The organism is Nisaea sp. (assembly GCF_039990255.1).
Taxonomy (GTDB): domain Bacteria; phylum Pseudomonadota; class Alphaproteobacteria; order Thalassobaculales; family Thalassobaculaceae; genus Nisaea.
In genome coordinates this window covers 1-23,440 of sequence record NZ_JBDXGG010000002.1, presented here as the reverse complement: position 1 = coordinate 23,440, position 23,440 = coordinate 1, and the positions used below count along the sequence as shown (strand labels likewise).

Genomic DNA, 23,440 nt, shown 5'->3' with positions numbered 1-23,440 from the left:
AGATCGTTCGTCTGCTAGACTTGTCCAGAGCCGCCAGGAAACGAGCGACCACGGGAGGAAACACCAATAATGGACTACAAGGCAGTACGAAATCTCGCAACGCTGTTCTTCGATCAGTCCGAGACGTATTCAGACCGGCCGTTTCTCTGGGCAAAACACTCCGGCACTTACCGAAGCCAGAGCTATGCAGCGGTTGCCGCGGAAGTGCAGCGCATTGCCAAGGGTCTCAGGGCACTCGGGATCGCGAAAGGAGACAGGGTCCTTCTCCTCTCGGAAAACAGGCCCGAATGGGTGATTGCCGAGCTCGCTATTATTACCATCGGCGGCGTCGCAGTCCCCGCCTACACAACAAGTACGACCGACGATATCCTCTACATCCTTGACCATAGCGGCGCCAGTGCAGCCATCGTCTCAACAGAGAATCTGGCGCGCAAACTCCTGCCTGCGGCGCGGAGTGCAGACGCCTGCGAGACAGTCATTTCTATAGATGCTCCAGGTGCAGAGACTCAGGCCGGCGTTCGGGTGTTGGGCTGGGACGCGATCGCAGAAATGGGCGTGAAGGAGGCTGGCGACCCCGTCGAATGGGCAGCATCCCTGAAACGGGACGAAGTGTGCTGTTTCATTTACACGTCAGGGACCGGCGGGCGCCCGAAGGGTGTTATGCTGACCCACGGGTCTCTGCTGGCGAACTGCGAAGGTGCCCACGATCTGCTGCGCGACTGCGGTCTCGATAATGAGGTTTTTCTGTCCCTGTTGCCGCTGTCGCACTCTTACGAGCACCTTTGCGGGCTGCATTTTCCAATCTCTATCGGCGCCCAGATTTACTATGCAGAGGGGCCGGAAAAGGTTGCACAGAATCTGTCAGAAGCCCGGCCAACGATTATGACGGCTGTCCCGCGACTTTACGAGGTGCTGCACGATCGCATCAGCCGCGGGGTCGAAGCCAAGGGAGGTCTGAGCGCAAAACTGTTTCGGCGCGCTGTTGCCCTCGGCCGGAAGTCTTATAAAAATCCGCGTAGCCTGACACTACTGGAGCGGGCGGAAAACGCTCTGCTGGACACGCTGGTTCGCCGAAAAGTCTCGGGACGGTTTGGAGGACGGCTGAAAGCCTTTGTCTCCGGGGGTGCAGCGCTCAACCCCGATATTGGCATCTTCTTCCTTTCGCTCGGCGTGACAGTCCTCCAAGGCTATGGCCAGACAGAGGCCTCCCCGGTCGTAAGCTGCAATAGAAACGGCCTGATTAAGATCCATTCCGTCGGCCCGCCCTTGAAAGGTGTCGAAGTGAAAATCGCGGCGGACGGAGAAATCCTCATCCGCGGGGAACTCCTTATGAAAGGCTACTGGTTGGATCCCGAGACCACCGCACAGACCATCGTCGACGGCTGGCTCCATACCGGAGACATCGGGAAGATCGACGAGGACGGGTATATCGTCATCACCGACAGGAAGAAGGACATCATCGTCAATTCCGGCGGGGACAATATTGCGCCTGCCAAAGTTGAGAGTGAGTTGACGATCGAACCGGAAATCAGTCAGGCGATGACCTATGGCGACAAGCGTCCCTATCTCGTCGCTGTCCTGGTTCCCGAACAGAGCTTCATTGAAGAATGGGCCAAGTCTTCAGGTGTGGAGGCAAATCTGGCCGATCTGTCGGAAAACGAAGCCTTCGGCAAGGCTTTGGGCGGCGCTCTGGAGCGTGCCAACGCCCGTATGTCTCAGATAGAGAAAGTCCGCCGTTTCGTTATCGCTTCCGAACCGTTCACGACGGAAAATGCGATGATGACCCCAACCCTGAAGGTTAGGCGACACAAGATTCGCGAGACATACTGGGAACGGCTGGACGGGCTCTACGCACGGAATTGAACGACCAGGCCACCAGTTCTTGAGTCAACCGGTTCAAAACAAATCTGGTATCGCAATCCTAAGTTTGCGTAAAATAGCAATGGCTCAAGCCTAGAACAGGCAATCAACTCCTGCCCAAACGGTTTGGAAATGAAAGGCTCAGAAGATTGAAAAAGTACAGTACAAAACCGGCATCAAAATACGGCCACAGAGTTTTGGACCCGATTCCGACGCGGGAAGATCTCGATCTCTTTTATTCTGAGCAGTACTACAACCTCGTAAACGAGGGTAAGGTCGCCCCCGACATTGGACGATCCAGCCGTGGTGGCGACGAGGCGGCGAACCAGGAGCGTTGGCTCCAGGAGACCGTACATAAAGACATCATAGATATCCTTCTCGAGTCCGCTCCCGGAAAACAGGTTGCGGAAGTCGGATGCGGGCTTGGCGAACTCGTGGACCATATGAAGCAGGCAGGGCTCGAACCGCTGGGCATCGATCTGGCGGGCGATGCAGTGAAAGCAGTTAAATCCAAAGGATTGGACGCTCTCGAGGGAACTATTGACGGCCTGTTCGATAGCGGGGCGCTGAAGCCCGAAAGTCTCGATGCGGTAATCTTCAACAATGTTCTCGAATTTACACACGATCCGTTACACAACCTGAAGGTAGCGTCCCACATACTGAAACCTGGCGGACTTCTGATGGTCCGCAGTGGAAATGACTTCAACCCGTTGCAAATGGCGGCGGTCAATTCGCTCGACCTGGAAGAGTGGTGGGTATCACCGCCAGGGCATATCAATTACCTCACCTTCAATGCCGTTGAGGCAATGATGCGCGACGTCGAGGTCACACCATTCCATCGGCATGGCGAGTTCCCGATGGAGCTGTGGCTTTTGCTCGGCTTTGACTATATTTCCAACCCTTCTCTCGGCGCCGATTGTCACAACAGGCGCGTTGCGTTCGAGCGATCAGTCCCGACCGAAGTCCGCAGGCGCCTTTATCAAGCCTTCGGAGCGTCAGGGTTTGGGCGGACGATGTTTATCGCAGGCAGGCGCGCCTAGGAGACGAAGATGCGTGTTGCAATCATGCAACCGACATGGCTCCCCTGGATGGGATATTTCGATCTGATCGATCAAGTCGATCAGTTCGTTTTTCTTGATACCGTTCAATTCACCAAGCGGTCTTGGCACTGCCGCAACCGGATCAAGACCAGTGATGGTAGCAAATGGATCTCTTTGCCTGTTTTCGCTCGCTTGAGTAAAGGAACCAGCCTCGACACAGCGATTGTTCAACCAGAACATCGCATGCGGAAATTCTCAAGGACCTTGCGCCAGGAATATTCGGCCGCGCGAGCATTTGAGGTCGAGTTTCCAGCCTTAGCAGAACATTTTTCTGGCATTTCCGACGGCGCAAGCCTGGCAGACGTGAATATAAACTTCATCCATTTTGCGATGGAGCGTTTAAAAATTACAACGAAAACAGTCCGTGCTAATTCTCTGCCTAAATTCGATGGGCGGGTTATGCGCTTGATCGAAATCTGCCGTTTCTTCGGTGCAGACACCTATGTCAGCGTTCCAGGCTCCGCAGATTATATTGGCCTGGACGGCATGAAGCGCTTTGAGGAAGCGGGCATAGACCTAGTATTCCAGCGCTACGATCACCCGATCTATCGACAGTGCGGTTCCAGCTTTCTGAGCTTTATGTCAATCGTAGACCTTCTACTAAATGCTGGAGAACAGGCCGGAGCGATTCTTCGCTCAGGCCATCGTGATCCAATACATGCCCTTGAATTCTTCGATGTTTCCAGGAGTGAGTCCGGTGGAAAAGAAAACAATTACGGCGCAGCTTGATACATGGCAGGGCAGGTTCGGCGATATCTATGCCGAGCGCAATTCTGCAACGGCCGAACGCGTGCGCGACTACACCCGCGCATACGGAAAAATGTGGGAGTGCATAGCTGCCGATCCGCCCGCGACCATTCTGGAATGCGGCTGCAATGTAGGTATTGCCCTACGTGCCTTGTCGAACATCACCTCCGCTGAACTCCACGCAATCGAACCGAATGCAAAAGCTCGCGCTAAAGCAATTGCAGCAGGCGTAACCGCCAAAGAAAACATCGTTGAAGGATGGCTGCAGTCGATTCCGTTTCCAGACCGGCATTTCGACATGGCGTTCACATCGGGCGTCCTGATCCATGTAGAACCGGACTCCCTGGACAAGGCCCTTACGGAACTAGGACGTGTCGCGAACAAATACGTGCTGATGACAGAGTATTATTCCAAGCACCTTCAAGAAGTTGAATATCGCGGCCAGAACGAGATGCTCTGGAAAGCTGACTATGGCGAGCTCTTCATGGAACGAAATCCAGGCTGGCGCCCCGTCGAAGCCGGCTTTTTCTGGGATAAACTGACCGGTTTTGGGGATTCAAACTGGTGGGTTTTCAAGCGCGAAGAATAATAGGGCGCCATTATCGATGACACCGGCGGCAGCCACGGTGAAGCAGGAAACCGAAAATCTTCAGCAACTGTTCACCGAAGCGATCGCACAGCATGAATCCGGACACCTGGATACTGCGCGACCGATCTACGAGAAACTACGCGCGTCCGTTGGGCCGAACCCGGATGTATTGCATCTGCTGGGCACTCTTGAGTTTCAGCAAGGAGCCGCACACAAAGGTGCCCGACTGATCCGGCAGGCCATTCTCCAGCGGCCAGAATCAGCCTCCTACTATGACCATTTCGGCAGTGCCATGCGTAGCGCGGGCGACCCGGCCATCGCAGAAAAAGCATATGGGCGCGCTTGCTTTATCAATCCTGCATCGGGTTCTGCTTTCCTAAATTCCGCTATTGTTGCACTGGAAACAGGGCACCCCGACAAGGCATTAGCGAAAGCGGAGGAAGCGGTCCGCCTCATGCCAGGCAATGCGGATGCATGGTTACGCTTCGGCACCGCGTTGCACGCGAGTAACAAATACGAGATGGCCGCAGAGGCTTTCGGTCAGGCTCGCAACATGGCTCCAGACACTGCGGAGCCTTATTTTCATTTGCAGCGAACTTTTATCACCCTGGAAAACATCGCCGCTGCGAACAAAGCCGCTAAACAGGGAATGCTGCTTGATCCAGGTCGACATGAAATCTATGCACATTTTCGTAGCGACGACGTCCCGGATTCTGCCCGCTTGACAGGTTTATTCCCAAAACGACTTGCGACAATCGTAAAGCCTTCGTCTTCCAAAGTCTGGGAACAGCTTGCAGCCGAGTATTATAGCGAGCTGCAGTATGAGGCCGTAGCCAAGTCGGCTCAACGTAGTGCGGTTTTAGCTCCGGAACTCATCGGCGCCTACAATTCACTGGCAACGGCCACCTATCACCTCGGACAGTTCGAACGCTCTATTCGCATCTCCCGCTATGGCCTAACCGTATCGCCGAGCTTCGGTGATATCGGCTTTAACCTGAGCCTTTCGGCGTTCAGTATCGGCGACATCGAGACAGGATGGAAATACTGGCCAAATCGGCTGAGCATGGCCAACGCCGCGAAACGCTTCCACTTGCCGAAGCACTGGACTCCAACTAGAGGCAAACCGAGCCATGTCCTGGTGGCATCCGAACAGGGGATCGGCGACGATATCATACATCTCAGTTGCCTGCCTGATCTGCTGGAAGAGGTCGAGCACGTTACCGTCGAGACTGACATCCGGCTATTCCCCCTTCTGATGCGCAGCTTTCCCAGTTTGAATTTAATCGAGAAACAGTTGCGGCCCGGACCAAACGGCGAGACGACACACGACTATGAAAATGTACAGAGTGCGCACCGGTTCACCCATAGCCTGATTTCCGGAGACCTGCCTGCTCTCTACCGCCATGGGCGACGTAAATCAGAGCCTCAAAACGGATATCTCAAAACCGACGAGCAGATGCGATCGGAATGGCGGAAACGTCTGAAGGAATGTGGCCCAGCACCGTATCTCGGTTTGTGCTGGCGCAGCGGAACTCTGGTAACAGACCATCGAAAGATAGCTTATCTATCTCTTGATGAATTGATCGCGGAAATACCGACTAATCGTTTCACACTGATAAATCTGCAATATGGCGACCCAACGGACGAAATCAGCGATCTAAAAGAAAAAACCGGCATCACGGTTCATGACTTTCCAGACCTAAACCAGACAAAGGAACTGGACCGCGTCGCTGCACTGATGTCTTGCCTTGATTTGGCCGTATCACCGGGCACCGCCGCTCTTGCCTTGGCTTGCTCTGTTGGAATCCCCGTTATCGGGCTGCAGAAGTCATATTTATTTGTCGGTGACGGCAGGGACATCCTGTTCCCGAACCTTTACCCAGTGAAGCCGCGTTCCGCTCCAACCATTGTCCCCGACCGAGCACAGCGGATGGGAGAGGCAATCCGCTACTTCCTAAAGCACGGTTCTCTTCCGATTAGGAAAGCCTAATCCTGTTCACGTGCCCCATCTTGCGGCCCGGACGGGCTTCCGACTTGCCATAGAGATGCAACTTCGCGTGCGGCTCGGCGGCGATATCCAGCCAATGACCGGCCTCGTCACCAATCAGGTTCTTCATCACGGTTGGAAACAACACATTCACCTGCCCCAGCGGGAGTCCGGTCACCGCGCGCACGAGCTGTTCGAACTGGCATGTCGCGCAACCGTCCTGCGTCCAATGTCCGGAATTGTGCGGACGCGGCGCGACTTCGTTAACGAGAACATCGCCCTCTTCCGTAACGAACATCTCAACAGCCAGAAGCCCTACCAACTCCAGTCGCTCCGCCAAGGCAACGGCCGTGGCCCGGGCAGCCTTTTCCGTCGCCTCGGGAATGTTCGCCGGTACAGTGCTTGTACTCAGGATGTGATCGACATGATGGTTTTCAGCTACAGGGAAAGCCAACGTCGTGCCGTCGACGCCGCGCGCAACAATGACAGAAACTTCCTTCTCGAAGGAGACGAAACCTTCAAGCACCGCGTCGTCTGTCTTCAGCGAAGCCCAAGCCGCTGCAAGATCTGTCTCCGCCGTGATCTTCACCTGCCCTTTTCCATCATAACCGAAGCGACACGTCTTCAAAACAGCTGGACGGCCAATCTCCGACACAGCGTCGCGTAATTGATCAAGATTGGTGACATGCCGGTAAGGTGCAGTTCCCGCACCTGAATCGCGCGCAAAATCCTTTTCGGCGACGCGGTGCTGTGAGACCGCCAGCACACTTGGCCTTGGCCGTACCGGCGCCAGTTTCGAGAGGCGCTGCACGGTGTCGACGGGGATATTCTCGAACTCATAGGTGATGACATCGACGGCGGCGGCGAATTCCGCCAGCGCATTCTCGTCTTCATAAGAAGCGACCGTGGTCTTCTCCGATACTTGTGCGGCTGGGCTGTTTTCTTCCGGTGTATAAATATGACATCGATAACCAAGCGGAGCCGCCGCTAGTGCCATCATGCGGCCAAGCTGCCCCCCGCCAATAATCCCGATGACGGATCCGGGAGCCAAAACGTCAGACATCAGGCATCCACCGGAACATCACCGACGGAATCAGTCTGCGCCTTGCGCCAAGCATCAAGCCGGGTGTGTAAAGCCTCATCTTCATTCGACAGGATCGCAGCAGAGAGCAAGCCCGCATTCTTCGCACCGGCCTTGCCAATGGCAAGAGTTCCGACCGGAATACCGCCGGGCATCTGGGCGATAGAGAGAAGACTGTCCATTCCCTTAAGTGCCTTGCTCTCGACCGGGACGCCAAGAACCGGGAGCGTCGTCTGCGCGGCCACCATGCCCGGCAAGTGCGCAGCACCGCCGGCCCCGGCAATAATCACCTTGAGGCCCCGTTCCCGCGCCGTCGCAGCATAGTCCGCCATCCGGGCTGGCGTCCGGTGCGCAGACACAATCCGGGTTTCGTGAGGGATGTCGAGTGCTCCGAGAATGAGAGCGGCTTCTTTCATGGTTTCCCAGTCAGACTGGCTGCCCATGATGATACCGACAAGGGGTGTAGCGGCCTTGGCCATATACGCATTCCTGCTTCCGTCACGACCCCATTCCCGGATAAGGCCGGGCAGGCCAAAGAAGCGCGGCATTATAGGAGCGGCGCTTGCAGTTACAAGCATGGACTGATGACTTCCGCCTGCGCGGGCTTCGTGCTTCAGTCCCAGCACCTAATATCTCGGGACGTCAGCCACAATGACAGCACTGAAAACACGCGATGCATCGGCCTTTCTGCACCAGGCAGGCTCCTCCCCCGTCGACCATGTTTTCCTCTCTTGCGAAGGCGCCTGGGCAACGGACGAAACAGGTCACCGGTTCCTCGATCTCCACGGCAACTCTTGCCACAATATCGGCTACCAGCACCCAAGGCTGATCTCCGCCCTTAAACAACAGCTCGACACACTCTGCTTCACCCCTCGGCTGTTTACCTCTGAGCCTCCTGTAGAGTTGGCAGAGATGCTAGCTGACCGCTGGCCGTATGGACCGGCAAAGGTGTTACTCGGTGTATCCGGTGCGGACGCCATCGAGATGGCCCTCAAGCTCGCCTATATAGCAACGGGTCGGACCGGCACGGCTTCTTTTGACGGAAGCTGGCATGGCGCCGCACTAGGCGCGCTCTCGGTCGGCGGCACGCGTGATGAGAGGGTTGGTCTGCCGGTGCTGGAAGGATGCCATCACGCTCCATCCTACTGGCAACGGCGCCAGGGCGAAGATCCGGAAAGCTGCGCCCGAAGATCATTCGACGCACTGAAAAACATCCTTGAAGGCAATGAGATCGCCGCGCTCATCGCAGAACCTGTGAGATCCACCGGACAGACCGCGCCGGACTGGTTCTGGCCGGGCGTTCGCGCTCTTTGTGACAAAGCTGGAACCCTGCTGATTTTCGATGAGATACCAACAGGCCTCGGCAAGACGGGACGGATGTTCGCCAGTGAACATACCGGCGCCGCACCGGATATGACAGTCCTCGGCAAATCCCTCGGTGGCGGCGTTCTCCCGCTCTCAGCGGTAATTGCCAGGGCAGAGCTTGATGTCGCTGGGCATCTCGGAATTGGACATTATACGCACCAGAAAAACCCGGTCCTGGCCCGCGCCGGGATTGAGACACTGCAGATACTCGATGCGGAAAATCTGGTGGCTGCATCCGCCGACAAAGGTCTCGACGCATTAGCTGCACTGGAAAGAATGACAGAAGAAGTTCCGGCATATGAGGCGGCAACCGGCTGCGGGCTCTCCATGGCAGTCGCCTGCTCAAACCCCAGTCAACTTAAAGCCCTGAAAGGCGCCTGCTACAGGCTCGGCCTCAATACCGGCGCAGCCGACGCGCGGCTTCTAACCCTGTCGCCACCACTCACCATTTCAGAGAACGAACTCGCCATGGTGATCGAAATCCTTCGGCAGGCCGCTCGTGAAGCGGAAAGCTGAGAGCAGTCAGGTTCAGGCGATGATGTCAGGCAGCAGCTCGCTCTCAAGCCTGATCATCTGATCCTTAAGAAGCAGCTTGCGTTTTTTGAGGCGCTGGATCTGGAGCTGATTGAACGGGCCATCGTCCGCCAGACGCGCGATCACATCGTCAAGGTCCCGGTGTTCTATCTTCAGCTCTTCGAGCCGACGGGACAGTTCTTCGCGATCCTGTTCCAACAAGGCAATCCGTTGCTATTTGTATGAGGAGACAGTCTGTCATATCGCAAAGCACAATAGTTTGGTAGGGCGCTTTTGCATGCTAGACAAGACGTATGAGCGTGCCTGACACCCCATTCTGGATCTATTCCCTCACGACCTATGGCCGGGAAGACGTAGCCGCCAGATGCCTGGCTCTGCAGGACCGCTTCGGACTGGACGTGAACCTCATTCTGCTTTGCTGCTGGTTAGGCTCTCGCAGCGCCGTTCTTGACCGGGTCCAAGCCAACCAGGCGGTTGCTCTTGCCGACAAATGGGCAACCCCGGTGATAGCACCTTTGCGTGCGGTCCGACGTCACCTCAAGTCCGAAACCACAGACGAAGACACGTCTCGTTTCCGCAAGCAGCTTGTCACCCTCGAACTCGATGCAGAAAAAATCCAGCAAAGCAGGCTTTACGAACGCTTTGGCTCCTTGCCTTCCAATTCGGATGAGTCGCTTCTTCAAACGACCATAAATAATTCAATGAACTATCTGACGGCGCTTGGTCGGCCGCTTGAGCCGCCGCTGCGTGAAACTCTTGTAAAACTGTTCGCCGCTGTCTTTCCCGGCGAGACGGAAGCGGATATCGTTTCTTCTCTTGCGTTATCGACTACCGATTCGACGATATAGGGGAACCACTCATGCGCGACGGCGCCACGGTTACGCTTCGATTTGAGAAACCCGACGGTGGCATGCTTGCTGTCGCTGTGTCCAACCTGATCGTCGGCGGCTGGACCGGCCGCGACACGGATGCGCTACAGCATCACATCGAAGAGTTGAAAGCTATCGGCGTCACACCGCCTAGCGAGACCCCGCTGTTCTATCGCAATGCCGTCAACATCCTGATGCAGGACGACGCTATCCAGGTCGTGGGGCCGGATACATCCGGTGAAGTCGAGGCCGTATTGGTCTCCTCCGACGAGGGAATCTGGGTCACTGTCGGCTCTGATCACACGGATCGGGCCGCCGAGGCCTATTCGGTCGCCGGCTCGAAACAGATGTGCCCGAAAGTTCTCGCCCGGGAAGCCTGGCCGCTCGACGACCTGCTGGATCACTGGGACGATCTTCGCCTGAGAGCGCGTGCGACCATCGACGGCACCGAGGTCCCCTATCAGGACGGCGCACTCGCGGCCATGCGCCGCCCGGAGGAAATGATGGAACTCTATGCCAATGGCGCCCTGCCATCCGGTTCTGTCATGATGCTCGGCACCTTCGCCGCCATCGGCGGGATCCGTCCCGCCAGCCGTTTTACCATGGAGATCGAGGATCCCGTTCGCGGTGTCACGATCTCCCACGCCTACGATATCCATTCCCTGCCACTTGTGAGTTGAGTCCATGTTCGCCCCCCTGAAAGACCTTGCTGCCGATCTTGCCGCCGGAAAAACAAGCTCGGAAAAGCTGACCGAGGAAGCGTTGGCCCGGATCGGAGATGCAAAGGGTGAAGGTGGCAAGACCTACACGGGTGTCTTCACCGATGCCGCCCGTGCCGAAGCGAAGGCCAGCGATGCCCTTCGAGCCGCAGGCGTCGTGCCTTCCTCACTCGCAGGCATTCCAATCTCGGTGAAGGATCTGTTCGATATCCGGGACCGCGTCACCATGGCCGGGTCCGTTGCCCGTAAAGATGAACCCGCTGCCGGCGAGGACGCACCGGTCGTTGCCCGTCTCCGGGCCGCCGGTGCTGTGATCCTCGGCCGCACCAACATGACCGAGTTCGCCTTCTCCGGTCTCGGCCTCAACCCGCATTACGGCACGCCGGAAAACCCTTTCGATCGTGAGACCGGCCGCATTCCAGGCGGTTCCTCCTCCGGCGCCGCGATCTCCGTCACCGACGGCATGGCCGCCGCCGGCATCGGCACGGACACCGGCGGATCGGTCCGCATTCCCTCCGCGCTGAACGGCCTGACGGGTTTCAAGCCAACCGCGCGCCGCGTGCCCACTGATGGTGCTTTCCCTCTCTCATGGGCGCTCGATTCGATCGGCCCGCTGGCTCGCTCCGTCAATTGCTGTGCCTTGCTGGATGCGATCATGGCCGGTGAGGCGCCGTCTGATGTCGCACCGCTTTCCGTCAAGGGCATGCGCCTCGTGGTACCTGGGACCATGGTGATGGACGACATGGACGAGCATGTCGCCAAGGCCTTTGAGGCCGCGCTGGACAAGCTGTCGGCCGCCGGTGCGCTGCTGGAAGAGAAGAGCTTCGAATGGCTGCTGGAGATCCCGGCCTCGAACAAGGCCGGTGGCTTCGCCCCGACCGAAGCATATGCCATCCACCGCGAGCTGCTGTCCCGCAAGGAAAGCGACTATGACCCGCGCGTGGCTACCCGCATTCAGGGCGGCGCCAAGATGGCAGCAGCGGATTACGTGATCCTGAGCCGCCGCCGGGTGGAAATCCAGGCCGTCGCCAATGCCGCCACGCGGGATTACGATGCCGTGCTGATGCCGACCGTGCCGCAAATCGCACCGAGCATCGCCAGCCTGGAAATAGACGAGCACCTCTACCACACCACCAATCAGCTGATGCTGCGCAACCCGTCCCTCGGAAACTTCCTCGACCGCTCCGCCGTCTCCCTGCCCTGCCACGAAGCGGGCACGGCACCGGTCGGCCTGATGGTAATGGGCGAGACAATGGGTGACGCGAAAACGCTGTCCGTCGCGGCAGGTATCGAAGCAGTTCTTGGAAGCTAAAGCCTAACGGGCACCTGCAAAGGGAGAACGCCGTTTCGGGGCGCAGGCTTTCAGCGCCTCGAAGGGGTTCTTCAGCTTCGCACCGGCTTCCTTTAGGCGTCCGGTCAATTTCGGGATCTGCATAACATTCTGGATACGGCGATCCAGGAACGCCCAGGTCTCCACATAGTCTTCCGAAGTGTCGTTCAGCCAGAACAGAACAGTCGAGCTGTAGACTGCCGCGAGCAAGCCGCGTTTGGTGTAAAAATTATAGTCGGTAGACGTATCTCCTGCCGCCGTCCAAATCGCATCCACTGTCTTGTAAAGACTGCGCGTGCCGAGGCCGCCATGGCCGGGGATCGCGAGATAGGCAAGGGTCCGGCGAACTGCTTCTTTATGCGGAGCCGCCTGTTCCAAGCGGATGCGTACGGCAGCGGCAATGCGCTCCCGGATTTTCATCGCAGACGGGTTCCGGCTCTGGAATACCTGCATCATGTCCCGGTCGGCCCGATTCTGGAAATAGCCAATACAGTCCGTCACCCCGGCGGGGAACAGGCGATCAAGCTCGGCGATCGAAATTCCTGCGTCCTCAGCACCGTGACGCAGCGTCTTGCGGCTCCAGCCGTCAAACATGACATGTGGCAGGATACAGTCGAGCACCCGGCCGCGCTCCGCCTCGCGTTGTTCCAGCACGGAATCGGTGTCTTCGGTCATTTTCCGTCTCCACGAAAGTCTTCCGGCGACGCATCGACCGCCGCCTGCAACAGTTCCTCGCCATAGCCGAAGCGGCGCATATCCGTCATCCGCTCGGGGTAAAGAATGCCGTCCAGATGATCGACTTCATGCTGGACTACCCTGGCATGGAAGCCTTCCGCCTGACGCAGCACCTTCTCACCCTGAAGGTCGACCCCCCGATAGGCAATCTTCCGGTAGCGCGGCACTTCGCCCTTCAACCCCGGAATCGACAGACAGCCTTCCCAGCCAAGCTCCATCTCGCCGGAAAGCGGCTCGATCTCCGGGTTGATCAGGATCTGCAACTCCAGCGGCCCGTCATTCGCCGCCGCCGTTGCGCGCTCTCCGGGGACTTTGAAGACGATGATGCGTTTCGGGACACCGATCTGCGGCGCCGCGAGGCCGACGCCACCGGCTGCCGCCATCGAGTCGGCCATGTCTGCGGCAAGGGCTGCAATCTCTTCTGAGGCCGGGTCCAAAATTTCATCGGCCCGGCGCCCGAGCACCGGCGCGCCCATGCGTACGATCTGATGTGCTGTCATACCTAGGATATAGAACTCTCTCCCCATTTGGTAAACTCTCGGCTATAATATGAGTGCGTCAGACTGGCGCCGAGAACAGATTGCAAAGCCGCCATGCAAAAGCCGCGTGATTTATGCACGCTCGGCCTTTGCAAGCGGCAATCTCTTGTGATACACACCGCGTTCTTGTCTCAAGGGGGGCGAATTTCCCCGAGGCATTTTGCGTTCTGAATTCGCACAATTGTTTTGGAGGTCGGGTTTCGTGCATGTAACGGTCCGCGATAACAATATTGATCAGGCACTGCGCGCGCTTAAGAAGAAGATGCAGCGCGAAGGTGTCTTTCGGGAAATGAAGCTGCGCCGCAACTTTGAGAAGCCGTCCGAAAAGCGGGCGCGCGAGAAGGCTGAAGCCGTCCGCCGCTACCGCAAGCTGATGCGCAAGCGCATGGAGCGCGAAGGCTTCTAGAGCTTTAGGGCTTCGCCGCTCCGGCGGTAGACTACCCGATCCAAACACGGAACCGCCCTCGCATGCCGAGAGGCGGTTTTTGTGTATGCGGAATTTATATAGTCAGCCGTCTTTTTTCGGCATCAGCCGTGCCAGCGACATTGCCAGTTCGGCGATCGGCTGGGTCTGCACGATGACACGGCCGGGGCCTGTAACGTGCGTTACGAAAACTCCCTCGCCACCGAACACCAGGTTCCTTATGCCTTTCTGAAAGGCAATGTCGTAGTCACACGTTCCGGAAAAACCGACGAGGCAGCCGGTATCGACAGTGATCCGTTGCCCGGCGCCAAGTTCACGCTCCACCAATGTACCGCCAGCATTGAGAAAGGCGAGGCCGTCGCCCTCCAACTTCTGCAAAATCAGCCCCTCGCCACCGAAGAAACCGGCACCGAGTTTACGGGTCAGCGCGATGGAAACATCGACGCCGCGGGCACTGCAGAGATAAGCATCCCGCTGGCAATAGAAGAGACCCTCATTCTGGCTGAGATCCATGGCCCGAATCTGGCCCGGCATTGAACCGGCAAAAGAAACGTCCTGCCGCTCGTCGCCTTCGTTCACAAAATACGTCAGAAACAGGCTCTCGCCCGAGAACTTGCGGAACAATCCGCCCAGCAAGCCACCGGACAGCTCCGTTGTCATTTTGATGTGCTGGTCCATCATCACCATGGCACCAGCTTCGGCCTGCACAGCCTCTCCGGGGTCCAGGGTTACGGTCAGAAGTGGTGCATGATCCCCCTCGATCCGGTAGTCGATTACATCGGCGGCCATGAGAACTCCTGTCGGTGCGGTAAAACCAGCAATCAACGACACATAGTGTCGGCATGCGCGCAATCAAAGTGACTGCGATCCGGTATTCAGGCCGATGATGCTGCCCTATCAATCAATCACGAGTCCAGCTTTGGGACCTCTGCCATGACCAATCTGCTCTCCGAAATGCTTGCCGACCGCCCCTGGTTGCTGGCCGACGGCGCCACCGGCACGAACCTGTTCGCGCGCGGTCTGCAACATGGCGACACGCCGGAACTCTGGAACCTTGAAGAACAGGAAAAGGTCCGGGCGCATTACCGTGATTTCATCGAGGCGGGCAGCGACATCGTGCTGACCAACACTTTCGGCGGCACGGCAAACCGGCTGAAACTCCACAAGCTGGAAGACAAGGTCTACGAGATCAACAAGGCAGCAGCCGAGCTGCTCGCGGCGGAGATCGCCGCGAGCGGACGCGAAATCGTCAATGCGGGCAGCGTCGGGCCGACCGGCGATCTTTATGTACCCCTTGGCCCGCTGACCGTCGACGACGGCAAACACGCCTTTGCCGCCCAGATGCGCGGCCTTAAGGATGGCGGCGCCGATGTCGCCTGGATCGAGACCATTTCCTCCGAAGAAGAGCTTACAGCGGCACTCGATGCTGCCGATGAGGTCGGCATTCCAGCTGCCTGTACCCTATCCTTCGATACAAACGGCCGCACCATGATGGGCATGACGCCGCAACGCCTCGTCGAAATGGTGCATGCCCGGCCGACCAAGCCACTCGCCTTCGGCGGCAATTGCGGCACCGGCGCCTCAGATCTTCTGGTCGGTTTGCTCAGTGCCCATGACAGCCTCGCGGCGGATGATATTCTTCTCTCAAAGGCCAATTGCGGTATTCCGGTCTTCGAGGACGGTGAGGTCCGTTACAATGGCACGCCGGAACTGATGCAAGCCTATGCAGGGCTGGCCGCCAATCTTGGAGCACGGATCATTGGTGGTTGCTGCGGCACGACACCGGAACATGTCCGCGCCATGCGAGAGGCGCTTGATAGCCACACAAAGGGCGATATGCCCGACATGGCCGCCATCGTGCAGGCCTGTGGCACCTTGACGGGCGCCACAGCCGAACTTCTGGGCGATGGAGAGAGCAAAGAATCTTCTCGCCAGCGCCGGGGCCGCAGACGAAATTAATCCGGCGAAAGCCGATCCGGGAACGGTTTGGTTTATTTAACTTTCCTGCCTTTTCAGCACGTTGACCCTCCCTTTCACCGTCCCTACCTTCAGGATCGGAACGGATAACCATTCCCGCGGGATTTGACAGGGCAGCTTGCATCCGCGTCACCAACTGCTAAAGCGCCACGGGTGTATTCCCGTGGGCCCGAACCGAGTGGCGGGCATGCCGCGTCCTGCGCGGTCTTGCATGACCTGAGCGATGAAAAGGACGGACCGATTCCGTCAACGCGCCGTCTTGTCCAATTGATGGGACATGCCCAATCGCTAAGGAACGTCTGCGAGCGACGCTGGAAGGATAGAACGAGCATGGCGCAAGCAATCGAACGGATACACGAGAACACTGTCTCCCGGTCCAGGGATCAGAACGAAGCCGAAACGGCGGCTCTTTGCAGCAGGCTGATCGCTGAATACGGCAGCCTGAGCGAGCAAGACATGCTCGCCGCCCTGACGGAAAATGAATTTCCCGGCCGCAGCGCGGTAATCGCTTCCTTCGGCACGGAGTCTGCCGTGCTTCTGGATATCGTCGCCTCGGTGAACAAGCACTTGCCTGTGATCTTCATCGACACCGGAAAGCATTTCGAGGAAACCCTGCGCTATCGGGAGCAGCTTACTGCCCGGCTCGGACTGACTGATATCCGCAACGCCACCCCTTCGACCGCGCTGATCAGGCGCCAAGACCGAGACGGCACGCTCTGGCAGACCGATCTAGATACCTGCTGCAATCTCCGCAAAGTGCTCCCAATGCGTCAGGCCATCCAGCCATTCGGCCTGATCATCACCGGGCGTAAGCGCGCCCATGGCGGCCTGCGCTCGGAAATAGAGATGATCGAGCAATTCGGCGAGCGCATCCGCCTGAACCCGCTCGCAGACTGGGATGCATCCAGGATCGATGCGGAATTCACCGTGCGGGATCTACCGCGCCACCCTTTGCAAGCACACGGCTATAGCTCGATCGGCTGCGTGCCGTGCACCGCCCCAGCCGTGGCAGAGGGCGATGTAAGATCAGGCCGCTGGGCGCAGTCCGACAAGACGGAATGCGGCATTCACCTCAATGCAGACGGCTCGCTGAGTCGTGACGCACAGCAACACCGAAACAGCCGAGGCCAGGCAGCAGCCTGAGCCTCTTTCAACCATCTCAGAGCCATGCAGGGCCGGGCTGCGGGTCCGCCCCTGCATGGAAAGATTGATAACAACGACCGCCAACGCTAGATAACGGCTGTCGCTGTCCTTTCAACGGGCCGACAGAATTCAGGTCGCCGGGTTAATGCCGGCGGTGCCGACAATCAGTCGGCCCTCGCAACAGGTGAGCAGGTAAATGAACATGATGGACAGTCACGCGGCGGCTCCCGCCAGCGCCGAAGAGCGCGGCACCGGCGGCTTTCCGATCCCGGACGGCGTCTTCGCCGAAACGGTGACCGAGGTGCAGCACTATACGGATCGCCTGTTCCGGTTCCGCATGACCAGGCCGCAGAGCTTCCGCTTCCGCTCCGGCGAGTTCGTCATGATCGGGCTGCCGAACGCGGAGAAACCAGTCTACCGCGCCTATTCCATTGCAAGCCCGTCCTGGGACGAGAACATCGAGTTCTACTCAATCAAGGTGCCGGACGGCCCGCTGACAGAGCATTTGCAGAAGATCCAACCGGGTGACACCGTGCTGATGCGCAAGAAGCCGACCGGCACGCTGGTCAATGACGCACTGACGCCGGGCAAACGACTCTACATGTTCTCAACCGGTACCGGCATCGCCCCCTTCGCTTCCGTGATCCGCGATCCTGAGACCTATGAGAAATTCGACCAACTGATCCTGACCCATACCTGCCGGGACGTCGCCGAGCTGGATTATGGCAAAGAGCTGGTCGCCTCTCTGAAAGCAGACGAGGTCTTTGGCGAACTCGCCCAGGCCCAGCTCACGCTCTACTCGACCACGACCCGCGAAGAGAGCCCCCAGATGGGCCGCATCACAGACCTGATGGAAAGCGGCAAGCTATACGAGGATCTCGGCGTACCGCCGCTCAATCCGGAAATGGATCGCGGCATGATCTGCGGCTCCATGGCGATGCTGAAAGACGTCAAGGAGCTCTGCGAGAAAGCCGGCCTGAATGAAGGTGCCAACAACAAACCGGCCGAGTTCGTGGTCGAACGCGCCTTCGTCGGCTGATGACATACCTCATTCCGGCGTCACATGGCGCCGGAATGCCTGCCGCGCCCCATTCCAGAAGTCTTAAAATTCCACCGCTTGAACGCGCGCTCATTAAGCTCAGATTAACACCCGGCCTGTAAAATAAACTTGCCCGCTCAAAAAGCGGACACACGTTACAAAACAGGTATAAGCAAAAGCACTCAGGTGGCGGGCATGATCAAAGGGTGGGAAATATTCGGGACAGGAATGGGATCGTATAGTCCATACGCAAGCAACGTCGATGAAGACGACGATGCGCTGGTCTTTATGGATGAAGCGTCAGATATCGAAGACGGGACCGAATTCGACACAGACAGTCAGGTGCCATGGCGCATTCTCATCGTTGACGACGATCCCGACGTGCATCAGTCAACACTATTTGCCCTTGGCGGAGAGACCATACACGGTCGAAATCTGCATTTTCACCACGCATATTCTGGCGCCGAAGCGATCGACGTTTTGAGCAAATGCGATGGTATCTCGGTCATCCTGCTTGACGTGGTGATGGAGACACCGGACGCAGGCCTCAAGCTGGCGCATTACATCCGCGAAACACTAGGTCAGGGCGATATCCGGATCATTCTGCGCACCGGCCAGCCGGGTTTGCTGTCCGAGCGGGAAGCCAGAGAGAACGACGAGATCAATCGTTATGTCCTGAAATCGCAAATCACACGAACGATGCTGATGGATGTGGTTGCCTCTGAACTTCTAGAATATCTGGGCTCGGAAGCTTAACAGCTAGCCCAGCCATTTTCCTGAAAACTATGTTTCCCAAACAGGAAAAGGTCGGCCAAACCGACATCGATAACGTCTTTGCCACTCGCTGGAAATCTTCGCACTTGCGAAATACCCAGATAAATTGCTCTAATTTCGAACAATGTCAGAGAGCAAGAACGATTACGATGAAATGTTCGGTGACGGGGGCAATGTCCGCGAGCCGTACCGTGAGTATCATGACTGGGTCAACTCAGAGGACCCCGGTCAGTTGCTCAAAAAATCCGTAGAGGCGGAGGCTTTTTTCCGCAGGACCGGAATCACCTTCAACGTCTATGGCGATACGGAAAACACGGAACGGCTGATCCCGTTTGACGTCGTTCCACGCATCCTGTCGGCGTGGCAATGGTCAAAACTGGCACGCGGCATTGAACAGCGCGTCCGGGCGATCAACGCTTTCCTCTACGACCTCTACCACCAGCAGGAAATAATCAAAGCCGGGCGCGTCCCGGAACGGCTGATCGCTGAGAATGCCGCCTTCGAGCCCAAGATGATCGGCGTCAACCCGCCGGGCGGCGTTTACACGCATATTGTCGGTATCGACCTGGTGCGCACCGAGGATAACGAGTTTTTCGTCCTTGAGGACAATGCCCGCACCCCTTCCGGCGTCTCCTACATGCTGGAGAACCGGGAAACCATGATGCAGATGTTCCCGGAGCTGTTCTCACGCATACCAGTGCAGAATGTCGGCGATTATCCGAAAAACCTGAGGCGTACGCTCGCCCGCTCCGCACCGAATGCCTGTAATGGCCGGCCGAGAATAGCGGTCCTCACTCCGGGCATCCACAATTCCGCGTATTTCGAGCATTCCTTCCTCGCCGACCAAATGGGCGCGGAACTGGTCGAAGGGCACGACCTCCGCGTGATCGACGGCCGCGTCGCGATGCGAACCACACGCGGTTATGAGCCAATCGACGTGATCTACCGCCGGGTCGATGATGAATATCTCGACCCGATGAATTTCAATCCCAATTCCATGCTGGGCGTGCCAGGGATTCTGGATGTCTACAGATCCGGCGGCATTACCATCGCGAACGCGCCCGGCACCGGCGTAGCGGACGACAAGGCCGTCTATTCCTACATGCCAGAGATCGTCGAATTCTATACAGGTGAGGCACCTATTCTGAAGAATGTCCAGACATGGCGCTGCAGCGAGCCGGACTCGCTCGCCTATGTTCTCGACAATCTCGAAGAACTGGTCGTCAAGGAAGTACATGGCTCTGGCGGCTACGGCATGCTTATCGGACCGACCGCCAGCAAACGGGAGATCGCACGGTTCCGGAAATTGCTCAACGCAAAGCCGAGTAACTACATCGCCCAGCCAACCCTGGCATTGTCCACAGTCCCGATCCTGACGAAGGCCGGTCTGGCACCGCGCCATGTCGATCTCCGTCCGTTCGTCCTGGTCTCTCCCGACCGGATCGACATCACGCCCGGTGGGCTCACCCGCGTGGCCCTGAAGAAGGGCTCGCTTGTGGTGAATTCCAGCCAAGGTGGCGGGACCAAGGATACCTGGGTGCTGGAGGACTGATGCTCGGCAAATCCGCAGGCGGCCTGTTCTGGATGTTCCGCTACCTGGAGCGCAGCGAGAATCTCGCGCGCCTTCTGGAAGCCGGTTTCCGCATCGCTCTCACCCGCTCCAGCGCGGCAAGCAGCGAGTGGCAATCCGTGATCGCCACGGCCGGTGTGACGGAAGGCTTCATCGCCCGCCACAGCGAATACAACGCTCCGAACGTTGTCGATTTCCTGCTCCGAGACCGGGACAATACATCGAGTGTCCGCACCGTCATCGAACAGGCCCGGACCAACGCCAGGCTGGTGCGTACCGCCTTGACCCGGGAGGTTTGGGAGGCAACCAACGAATGCTGGATGGTGCTGGACCAGGTACTGCAACGGCCGATCCGCGAACGGGATCTGCCGTCCGTTCTGGCCACCATCAAACAGCAGAGCACTCTGGTGCGCGGCACACTCGTCGGCACCATGCTGCGCAATGATATCTACAATTTCGCCCGGCTCGGGACCTTTATCGAACGGGCGGACAACACCGCTCGAATTCTGGACGTTAAATACTATGTCCTGCTGCCGTCGCTTTCACATGTCGGCTCATCGCTGGACAATGTGCAGTGGGAGACGATTCTGCGCTCCGTCTCGGCAAACCGGTCCTATCGCTGGTTGAACGGCGAAGACATAAACCCAACCAGCATCGCTGATTTCTTGATCTTGGACCGGTCAATGCCACGGTCCATCGCGCATTGCATGGAAGAGATCGTCGACAACCTTGATCAGCTCTCCGAACGCTATGGAGAACGCAGCATTTGCGCGGAGCAGGCCACAGAGATCTTCAGCAAGCTGGACAGACGCCCCATTGACTCTATCCTAGCGACCGGGCTGCACGAATTTTTAAAAGGTTTCATCCAGGATACTGGACAACTCAGCGGCCAGATCGAACAAGATTATAGATTCTATAGCTAATCATGCGTCTCAGGATCTCCCACAGGACGAGCTATCACTATGATACGCCTGTCCATTTCGCACTCCAGCAGCTTCGCAAGACGCCGCGTCCATCCCCTATGCAATCGATTGTGTCGTGGAATGTGAGCCTCGAAGGCGCCAATCAGGAACTCAGTTTTACTGACCAGCATGCGAACCACGTTGTCCTGAGCAGCATCGAGCCCGGACAGAGTGAAATGACGATCCTCTGCGAAGGCGAGATTGACACGCACGAGACTCATGGCGTGCTCGGATTCGAAACGCAGCATGCGCCGTTTTGGTACTACCGTCGCGAAACGGCTGCCACTGCTGTCGGACCAGAATTGAGAAAACTGCTGAAGGCACTCGGCGAAGAGGATTCCGATCTGTCGCGTATGCATGCACTCTCAGCTCTGATTCGCGAACGAGTGGCCTACGAAACCGGCCGAACCGAGGTAACGACGACCGCAGAAGAAGCCCTGAAGGCGGGCCATGGTGTTTGCCAGGACCATACACATATTTTTATCGCCGCAGCTCGAGCGATCGGGTTCCCGGCCCGCTATATCTGCGGGTATCTGAAGATCGAGGACCAGGTAGAGCAAGAAGCAGAACATGCCTGGGCGGAAGTCTTCCTGGCCAATATCGGCTGGGTCGGCTTCGATGTCTCGAACGTCATCTCGCCGGATGAACGATATGTTCGTGTCGCCTCGGGTTTGGATTATAAAGAAGCGGCACCTGTATCCGGGATGCGTTTCGGCAACAGCGCCGAATCCTTCTCCGTCAGCCTGCAGGTGGAACAACAGTAACCGCGCGTTCGGAGCATACTTAAAGAATGACCTACTGTGTCGGCCTTCGGCTGGAGAAGGGTCTCGTGTTCATGTCGGACACCCGCACTAACTCGGGTGTCGACAACATTTCCCGGTTCAAGAAACTGTTCACCTGGTCGAAACCCGGTGAGCGGGTGATCACCATGATGACCGCCGGCAATCTGGCGACGACGCAGACAGTTGTCAGCCTGCTCGACGAACGCGCCAAGGCGCCGGAAGACCGCAGCCCATCAATCCTCGACGCCCCGTCAATGTTCGACGTCGCCCGACAGGTCGGCGAGTTGTTGCGCGATGTCATCCGGACCGCGTCCCCGACAGGAGAGCGGGCGGATTCAACCTTCGATGCGACAATCATTCTCGGCGGCCAGATCCGCGGTGGCGGCACCCGTCTGTTCCTGATCTACCCGGAAGGCAATTTTCTGGAAGCTTCCGAAGACACCCCGTTCTTCCAGATCGGCGAAACCAAGTACGGTCGCCCCATCATCCTGCGCGCGTTTGAACAGACGATGACCTATGAGCAAGCCGTCAAGCTTCTGCTGGTCTCCTTCGACTCGACCATAAAGGCCAATCTGTCCGTCGGACTCCCGCTGGATTTGATGACGTACGAGGAAGACAGTTTCGAGGTCAGTCATGAACGCCGGATCACTGCTGATGACCCCTATTACCTGTCGGTATCCCAGGGCTGGGGCGATGCACTGAAGAATGCTTTCACTGCCCTGCCGGACTTTCGCTTCTGAGCAAGTGGGCTTCATCAGACGATAAGACCTCAGTGCCATTATGCGCGGCGCGCAGCCTGATGCCAGAACCGCAACACCCCTTCCCTGCTGCAACATCTCCGGACCATTCTGATCCAACTCGTGGATGGGAATGAGCGATAAGCTATGTCCAGTCCGCGTGCTGCCCGGCTAATGAAGCCCTACCGCACAGGAACGGATATAACTTGGCGCAGTATAATCTCTTGAAAAACAAATAATTCGCCACTCATACCTTGAAAAATGCCAATTTTTTTCGCCTTTTTTGATTGTCACAATTCGTCATTATTGTTTCTTTGACAATGAAAATTAGAGAAATTAACTTCTATCCAAATAATCAATCAGCGGCTTGTTCAAATAGTCGCGTCAGCTAAGATATATACTCGAATACAGGACTTTTCCCCGTGCAAGAACTTGTCCCGGAACGCCTTCTCTTTGTCGACAGGCAAGTGGAAGATGCAGATCTCCTGCTTTCTTCCATAACTCCTGACATACAGCTCCACATGCTGTCGGAAGCGGGTGATCCGCTGGCCGAGATCGCGGCGGTCATCTCCTGCAC

24 protein-coding genes are annotated in these 23,440 nt (G+C 57.5%); 18 read left to right on the top strand and 6 right to left on the bottom strand.

Features of this window, described 5'->3' with window-relative positions; genetic code table 11:
* The first annotated feature begins 69 nt into the window (after positions 1-69).
* The 5 genes from ABJ076_RS00155 to ABJ076_RS00135 all read left to right on the top strand — a co-directional run bounded on the left by ABJ076_RS00155 (position 70) and on the right by ABJ076_RS00135 (position 6,286).
* Positions 70-1,863 carry an AMP-dependent synthetase/ligase gene (locus ABJ076_RS00155; protein WP_348192501.1) on the top strand — a complete coding sequence of 598 codons (1,794 nt, stop codon included), beginning with the start codon at positions 70-72 and terminating at the stop codon, positions 1,861-1,863.
* Positions 1,864-2,057: 194 nt separating this feature from the next.
* A complete protein-coding gene (locus tag ABJ076_RS00150) occupies positions 2,058-2,900 on the top strand; it encodes a class I SAM-dependent methyltransferase (protein ID WP_348192498.1) in 843 nt (280 codons plus the stop codon).
* A gap of 9 nt (positions 2,901-2,909) precedes the next feature.
* Positions 2,910-3,689: a WbqC family protein gene (locus ABJ076_RS00145; RefSeq protein WP_348192497.1), complete on the top strand. Its 780-nt coding sequence runs from the start codon at positions 2,910-2,912 to the stop codon at positions 3,687-3,689.
* Positions 3,658-4,296: a pseudaminic acid biosynthesis-associated methylase gene (locus ABJ076_RS00140; RefSeq protein WP_348192495.1), complete on the top strand. Its 639-nt coding sequence runs from the start codon at positions 3,658-3,660 to the stop codon at positions 4,294-4,296. The genes ABJ076_RS00145 and ABJ076_RS00140 overlap by 32 nt, the downstream gene beginning before the upstream one ends.
* A 16-nt stretch (positions 4,297-4,312) precedes the next feature.
* Entirely contained in the window at positions 4,313-6,286 is a 1,974-nt protein-coding gene (locus tag ABJ076_RS00135) for a tetratricopeptide repeat protein (RefSeq protein ID WP_348192492.1), read from the top strand.
* On the opposite strand, the gene ABJ076_RS00130 is transcribed toward ABJ076_RS00135, so the two are convergent.
* Complete coding sequence (locus ABJ076_RS00130; protein ID WP_348192489.1) at positions 6,273-7,346, bottom strand: 5-(carboxyamino)imidazole ribonucleotide synthase; 1,074 nt, start codon at positions 7,344-7,346, stop codon at positions 6,273-6,275. The two genes, ABJ076_RS00135 and ABJ076_RS00130, sit on opposite strands and share 14 nt — an antisense overlap.
* Positions 7,346-7,843 carry a 5-(carboxyamino)imidazole ribonucleotide mutase gene (purE, locus tag ABJ076_RS00125; RefSeq protein ID WP_348192486.1) on the bottom strand — a complete coding sequence of 166 codons (498 nt, stop codon included), beginning with the start codon at positions 7,841-7,843 and terminating at the stop codon, positions 7,346-7,348. The genes ABJ076_RS00130 and purE overlap by 1 nt, the downstream gene beginning before the upstream one ends.
* Positions 7,844-8,015: 172 nt before the next feature.
* Here purE and ABJ076_RS00120 point away from each other — a divergent pair, with 172 nt between their 5' ends.
* The gene (locus ABJ076_RS00120; protein WP_348192483.1) at positions 8,016-9,245 is read left to right on the top strand and encodes an aminotransferase class III-fold pyridoxal phosphate-dependent enzyme; all 1,230 of its coding nucleotides are present in this window, start codon (positions 8,016-8,018) and stop codon (positions 9,243-9,245) included.
* Positions 9,246-9,257: 12 nt separating this feature from the next.
* On the opposite strand, the gene ABJ076_RS00115 is transcribed toward ABJ076_RS00120, so the two are convergent.
* Positions 9,258-9,461, bottom strand: a complete 204-nt coding sequence (locus tag ABJ076_RS00115; RefSeq protein ID WP_348192480.1) for a DUF465 domain-containing protein — start codon at positions 9,459-9,461, stop codon at positions 9,258-9,260.
* A 95-nt stretch (positions 9,462-9,556) separates the two neighbouring features.
* Here ABJ076_RS00115 and ABJ076_RS00110 point away from each other — a divergent pair, with 95 nt between their 5' ends.
* The 3 genes from ABJ076_RS00110 to ABJ076_RS00100 are packed head-to-tail and all read left to right on the top strand — an operon-like array spanning position 9,557 to position 12,163.
* Positions 9,557-10,111, top strand: coding sequence for a TIGR02444 family protein (locus ABJ076_RS00110; RefSeq protein ID WP_348192477.1), 555 nt, complete (start codon positions 9,557-9,559; stop codon positions 10,109-10,111).
* Positions 10,112-10,122: 11 nt separating this feature from the next.
* On the top strand, positions 10,123-10,812 hold the full coding sequence (locus ABJ076_RS00105; protein WP_348192474.1) for a DUF2848 domain-containing protein: 690 nt from the start codon (positions 10,123-10,125) through the stop codon (positions 10,810-10,812).
* A 4-nt stretch (positions 10,813-10,816) separates the two neighbouring features.
* Positions 10,817-12,163, top strand: a complete 1,347-nt coding sequence (locus ABJ076_RS00100; RefSeq protein ID WP_348192472.1) for an amidase — start codon at positions 10,817-10,819, stop codon at positions 12,161-12,163.
* Between the two features lie 3 nt (positions 12,164-12,166).
* Here ABJ076_RS00100 and ABJ076_RS00095 read toward each other — a convergent pair whose 3' ends face one another.
* Positions 12,167-12,856: a COQ9 family protein gene (locus tag ABJ076_RS00095; protein ID WP_348192469.1), complete on the bottom strand. Its 690-nt coding sequence runs from the start codon at positions 12,854-12,856 to the stop codon at positions 12,167-12,169.
* On the bottom strand, positions 12,853-13,443 hold the full coding sequence (gene def, locus ABJ076_RS00090; protein ID WP_348202636.1) for a peptide deformylase: 591 nt from the start codon (positions 13,441-13,443) through the stop codon (positions 12,853-12,855). The genes ABJ076_RS00095 and def overlap by 4 nt, the downstream gene beginning before the upstream one ends.
* 214 nt (positions 13,444-13,657) lie before the next feature.
* Here def and rpsU point away from each other — a divergent pair, with 214 nt between their 5' ends.
* Positions 13,658-13,861 carry a 30S ribosomal protein S21 gene (gene rpsU, locus ABJ076_RS00085; protein WP_028467376.1) on the top strand — a complete coding sequence of 68 codons (204 nt, stop codon included), beginning with the start codon at positions 13,658-13,660 and terminating at the stop codon, positions 13,859-13,861.
* 102 nt (positions 13,862-13,963) lie between these two features.
* On the opposite strand, the gene ABJ076_RS00080 is transcribed toward rpsU, so the two are convergent.
* A complete protein-coding gene (locus tag ABJ076_RS00080) occupies positions 13,964-14,668 on the bottom strand; it encodes a TIGR00266 family protein (protein WP_348192463.1) in 705 nt (234 codons plus the stop codon).
* A gap of 144 nt (positions 14,669-14,812) precedes the next feature.
* Between ABJ076_RS00080 and bmt the strand changes: the two genes are divergently transcribed.
* The 8 genes from bmt to ABJ076_RS00040 all read left to right on the top strand — a co-directional run bounded on the left by bmt (position 14,813) and on the right by ABJ076_RS00040 (position 22,866).
* A complete protein-coding gene (bmt, locus tag ABJ076_RS00075; RefSeq protein WP_348192462.1) occupies positions 14,813-15,838 on the top strand; it encodes a betaine--homocysteine S-methyltransferase in 1,026 nt (341 codons plus the stop codon).
* A 348-nt stretch (positions 15,839-16,186) separates the two neighbouring features.
* Positions 16,187-16,999 carry a phosphoadenylyl-sulfate reductase gene (locus ABJ076_RS00070; protein WP_348192459.1) on the top strand — a complete coding sequence of 271 codons (813 nt, stop codon included), beginning with the start codon at positions 16,187-16,189 and terminating at the stop codon, positions 16,997-16,999.
* A 202-nt stretch (positions 17,000-17,201) separates the two neighbouring features.
* Entirely contained in the window at positions 17,202-18,038 is an 837-nt protein-coding gene (locus ABJ076_RS00065; RefSeq protein ID WP_348192456.1) for a ferredoxin--NADP reductase, read from the top strand.
* Positions 18,039-18,266: 228 nt separating this feature from the next.
* Positions 18,267-18,794, top strand: a complete 528-nt coding sequence (locus ABJ076_RS00060; protein ID WP_348192454.1) for a hypothetical protein — start codon at positions 18,267-18,269, stop codon at positions 18,792-18,794.
* 142 nt (positions 18,795-18,936) lie between these two features.
* The gene (locus ABJ076_RS00055) at positions 18,937-20,364 is read left to right on the top strand and encodes a circularly permuted type 2 ATP-grasp protein (RefSeq protein WP_348192451.1); all 1,428 of its coding nucleotides are present in this window, start codon (positions 18,937-18,939) and stop codon (positions 20,362-20,364) included.
* Positions 20,364-21,305, top strand: a complete 942-nt coding sequence (locus ABJ076_RS00050) for an alpha-E domain-containing protein (RefSeq protein ID WP_348192448.1) — start codon at positions 20,364-20,366, stop codon at positions 21,303-21,305. The genes ABJ076_RS00055 and ABJ076_RS00050 overlap by 1 nt, the downstream gene beginning before the upstream one ends.
* 2 nt (positions 21,306-21,307) lie before the next feature.
* The gene (locus tag ABJ076_RS00045) at positions 21,308-22,108 is read left to right on the top strand and encodes a transglutaminase family protein (protein ID WP_348192445.1); all 801 of its coding nucleotides are present in this window, start codon (positions 21,308-21,310) and stop codon (positions 22,106-22,108) included.
* A gap of 26 nt (positions 22,109-22,134) precedes the next feature.
* On the top strand, positions 22,135-22,866 hold the full coding sequence (locus ABJ076_RS00040; protein ID WP_348192442.1) for a proteasome-type protease: 732 nt from the start codon (positions 22,135-22,137) through the stop codon (positions 22,864-22,866).
* Positions 22,867-23,440 lie beyond the last annotated feature (574 nt).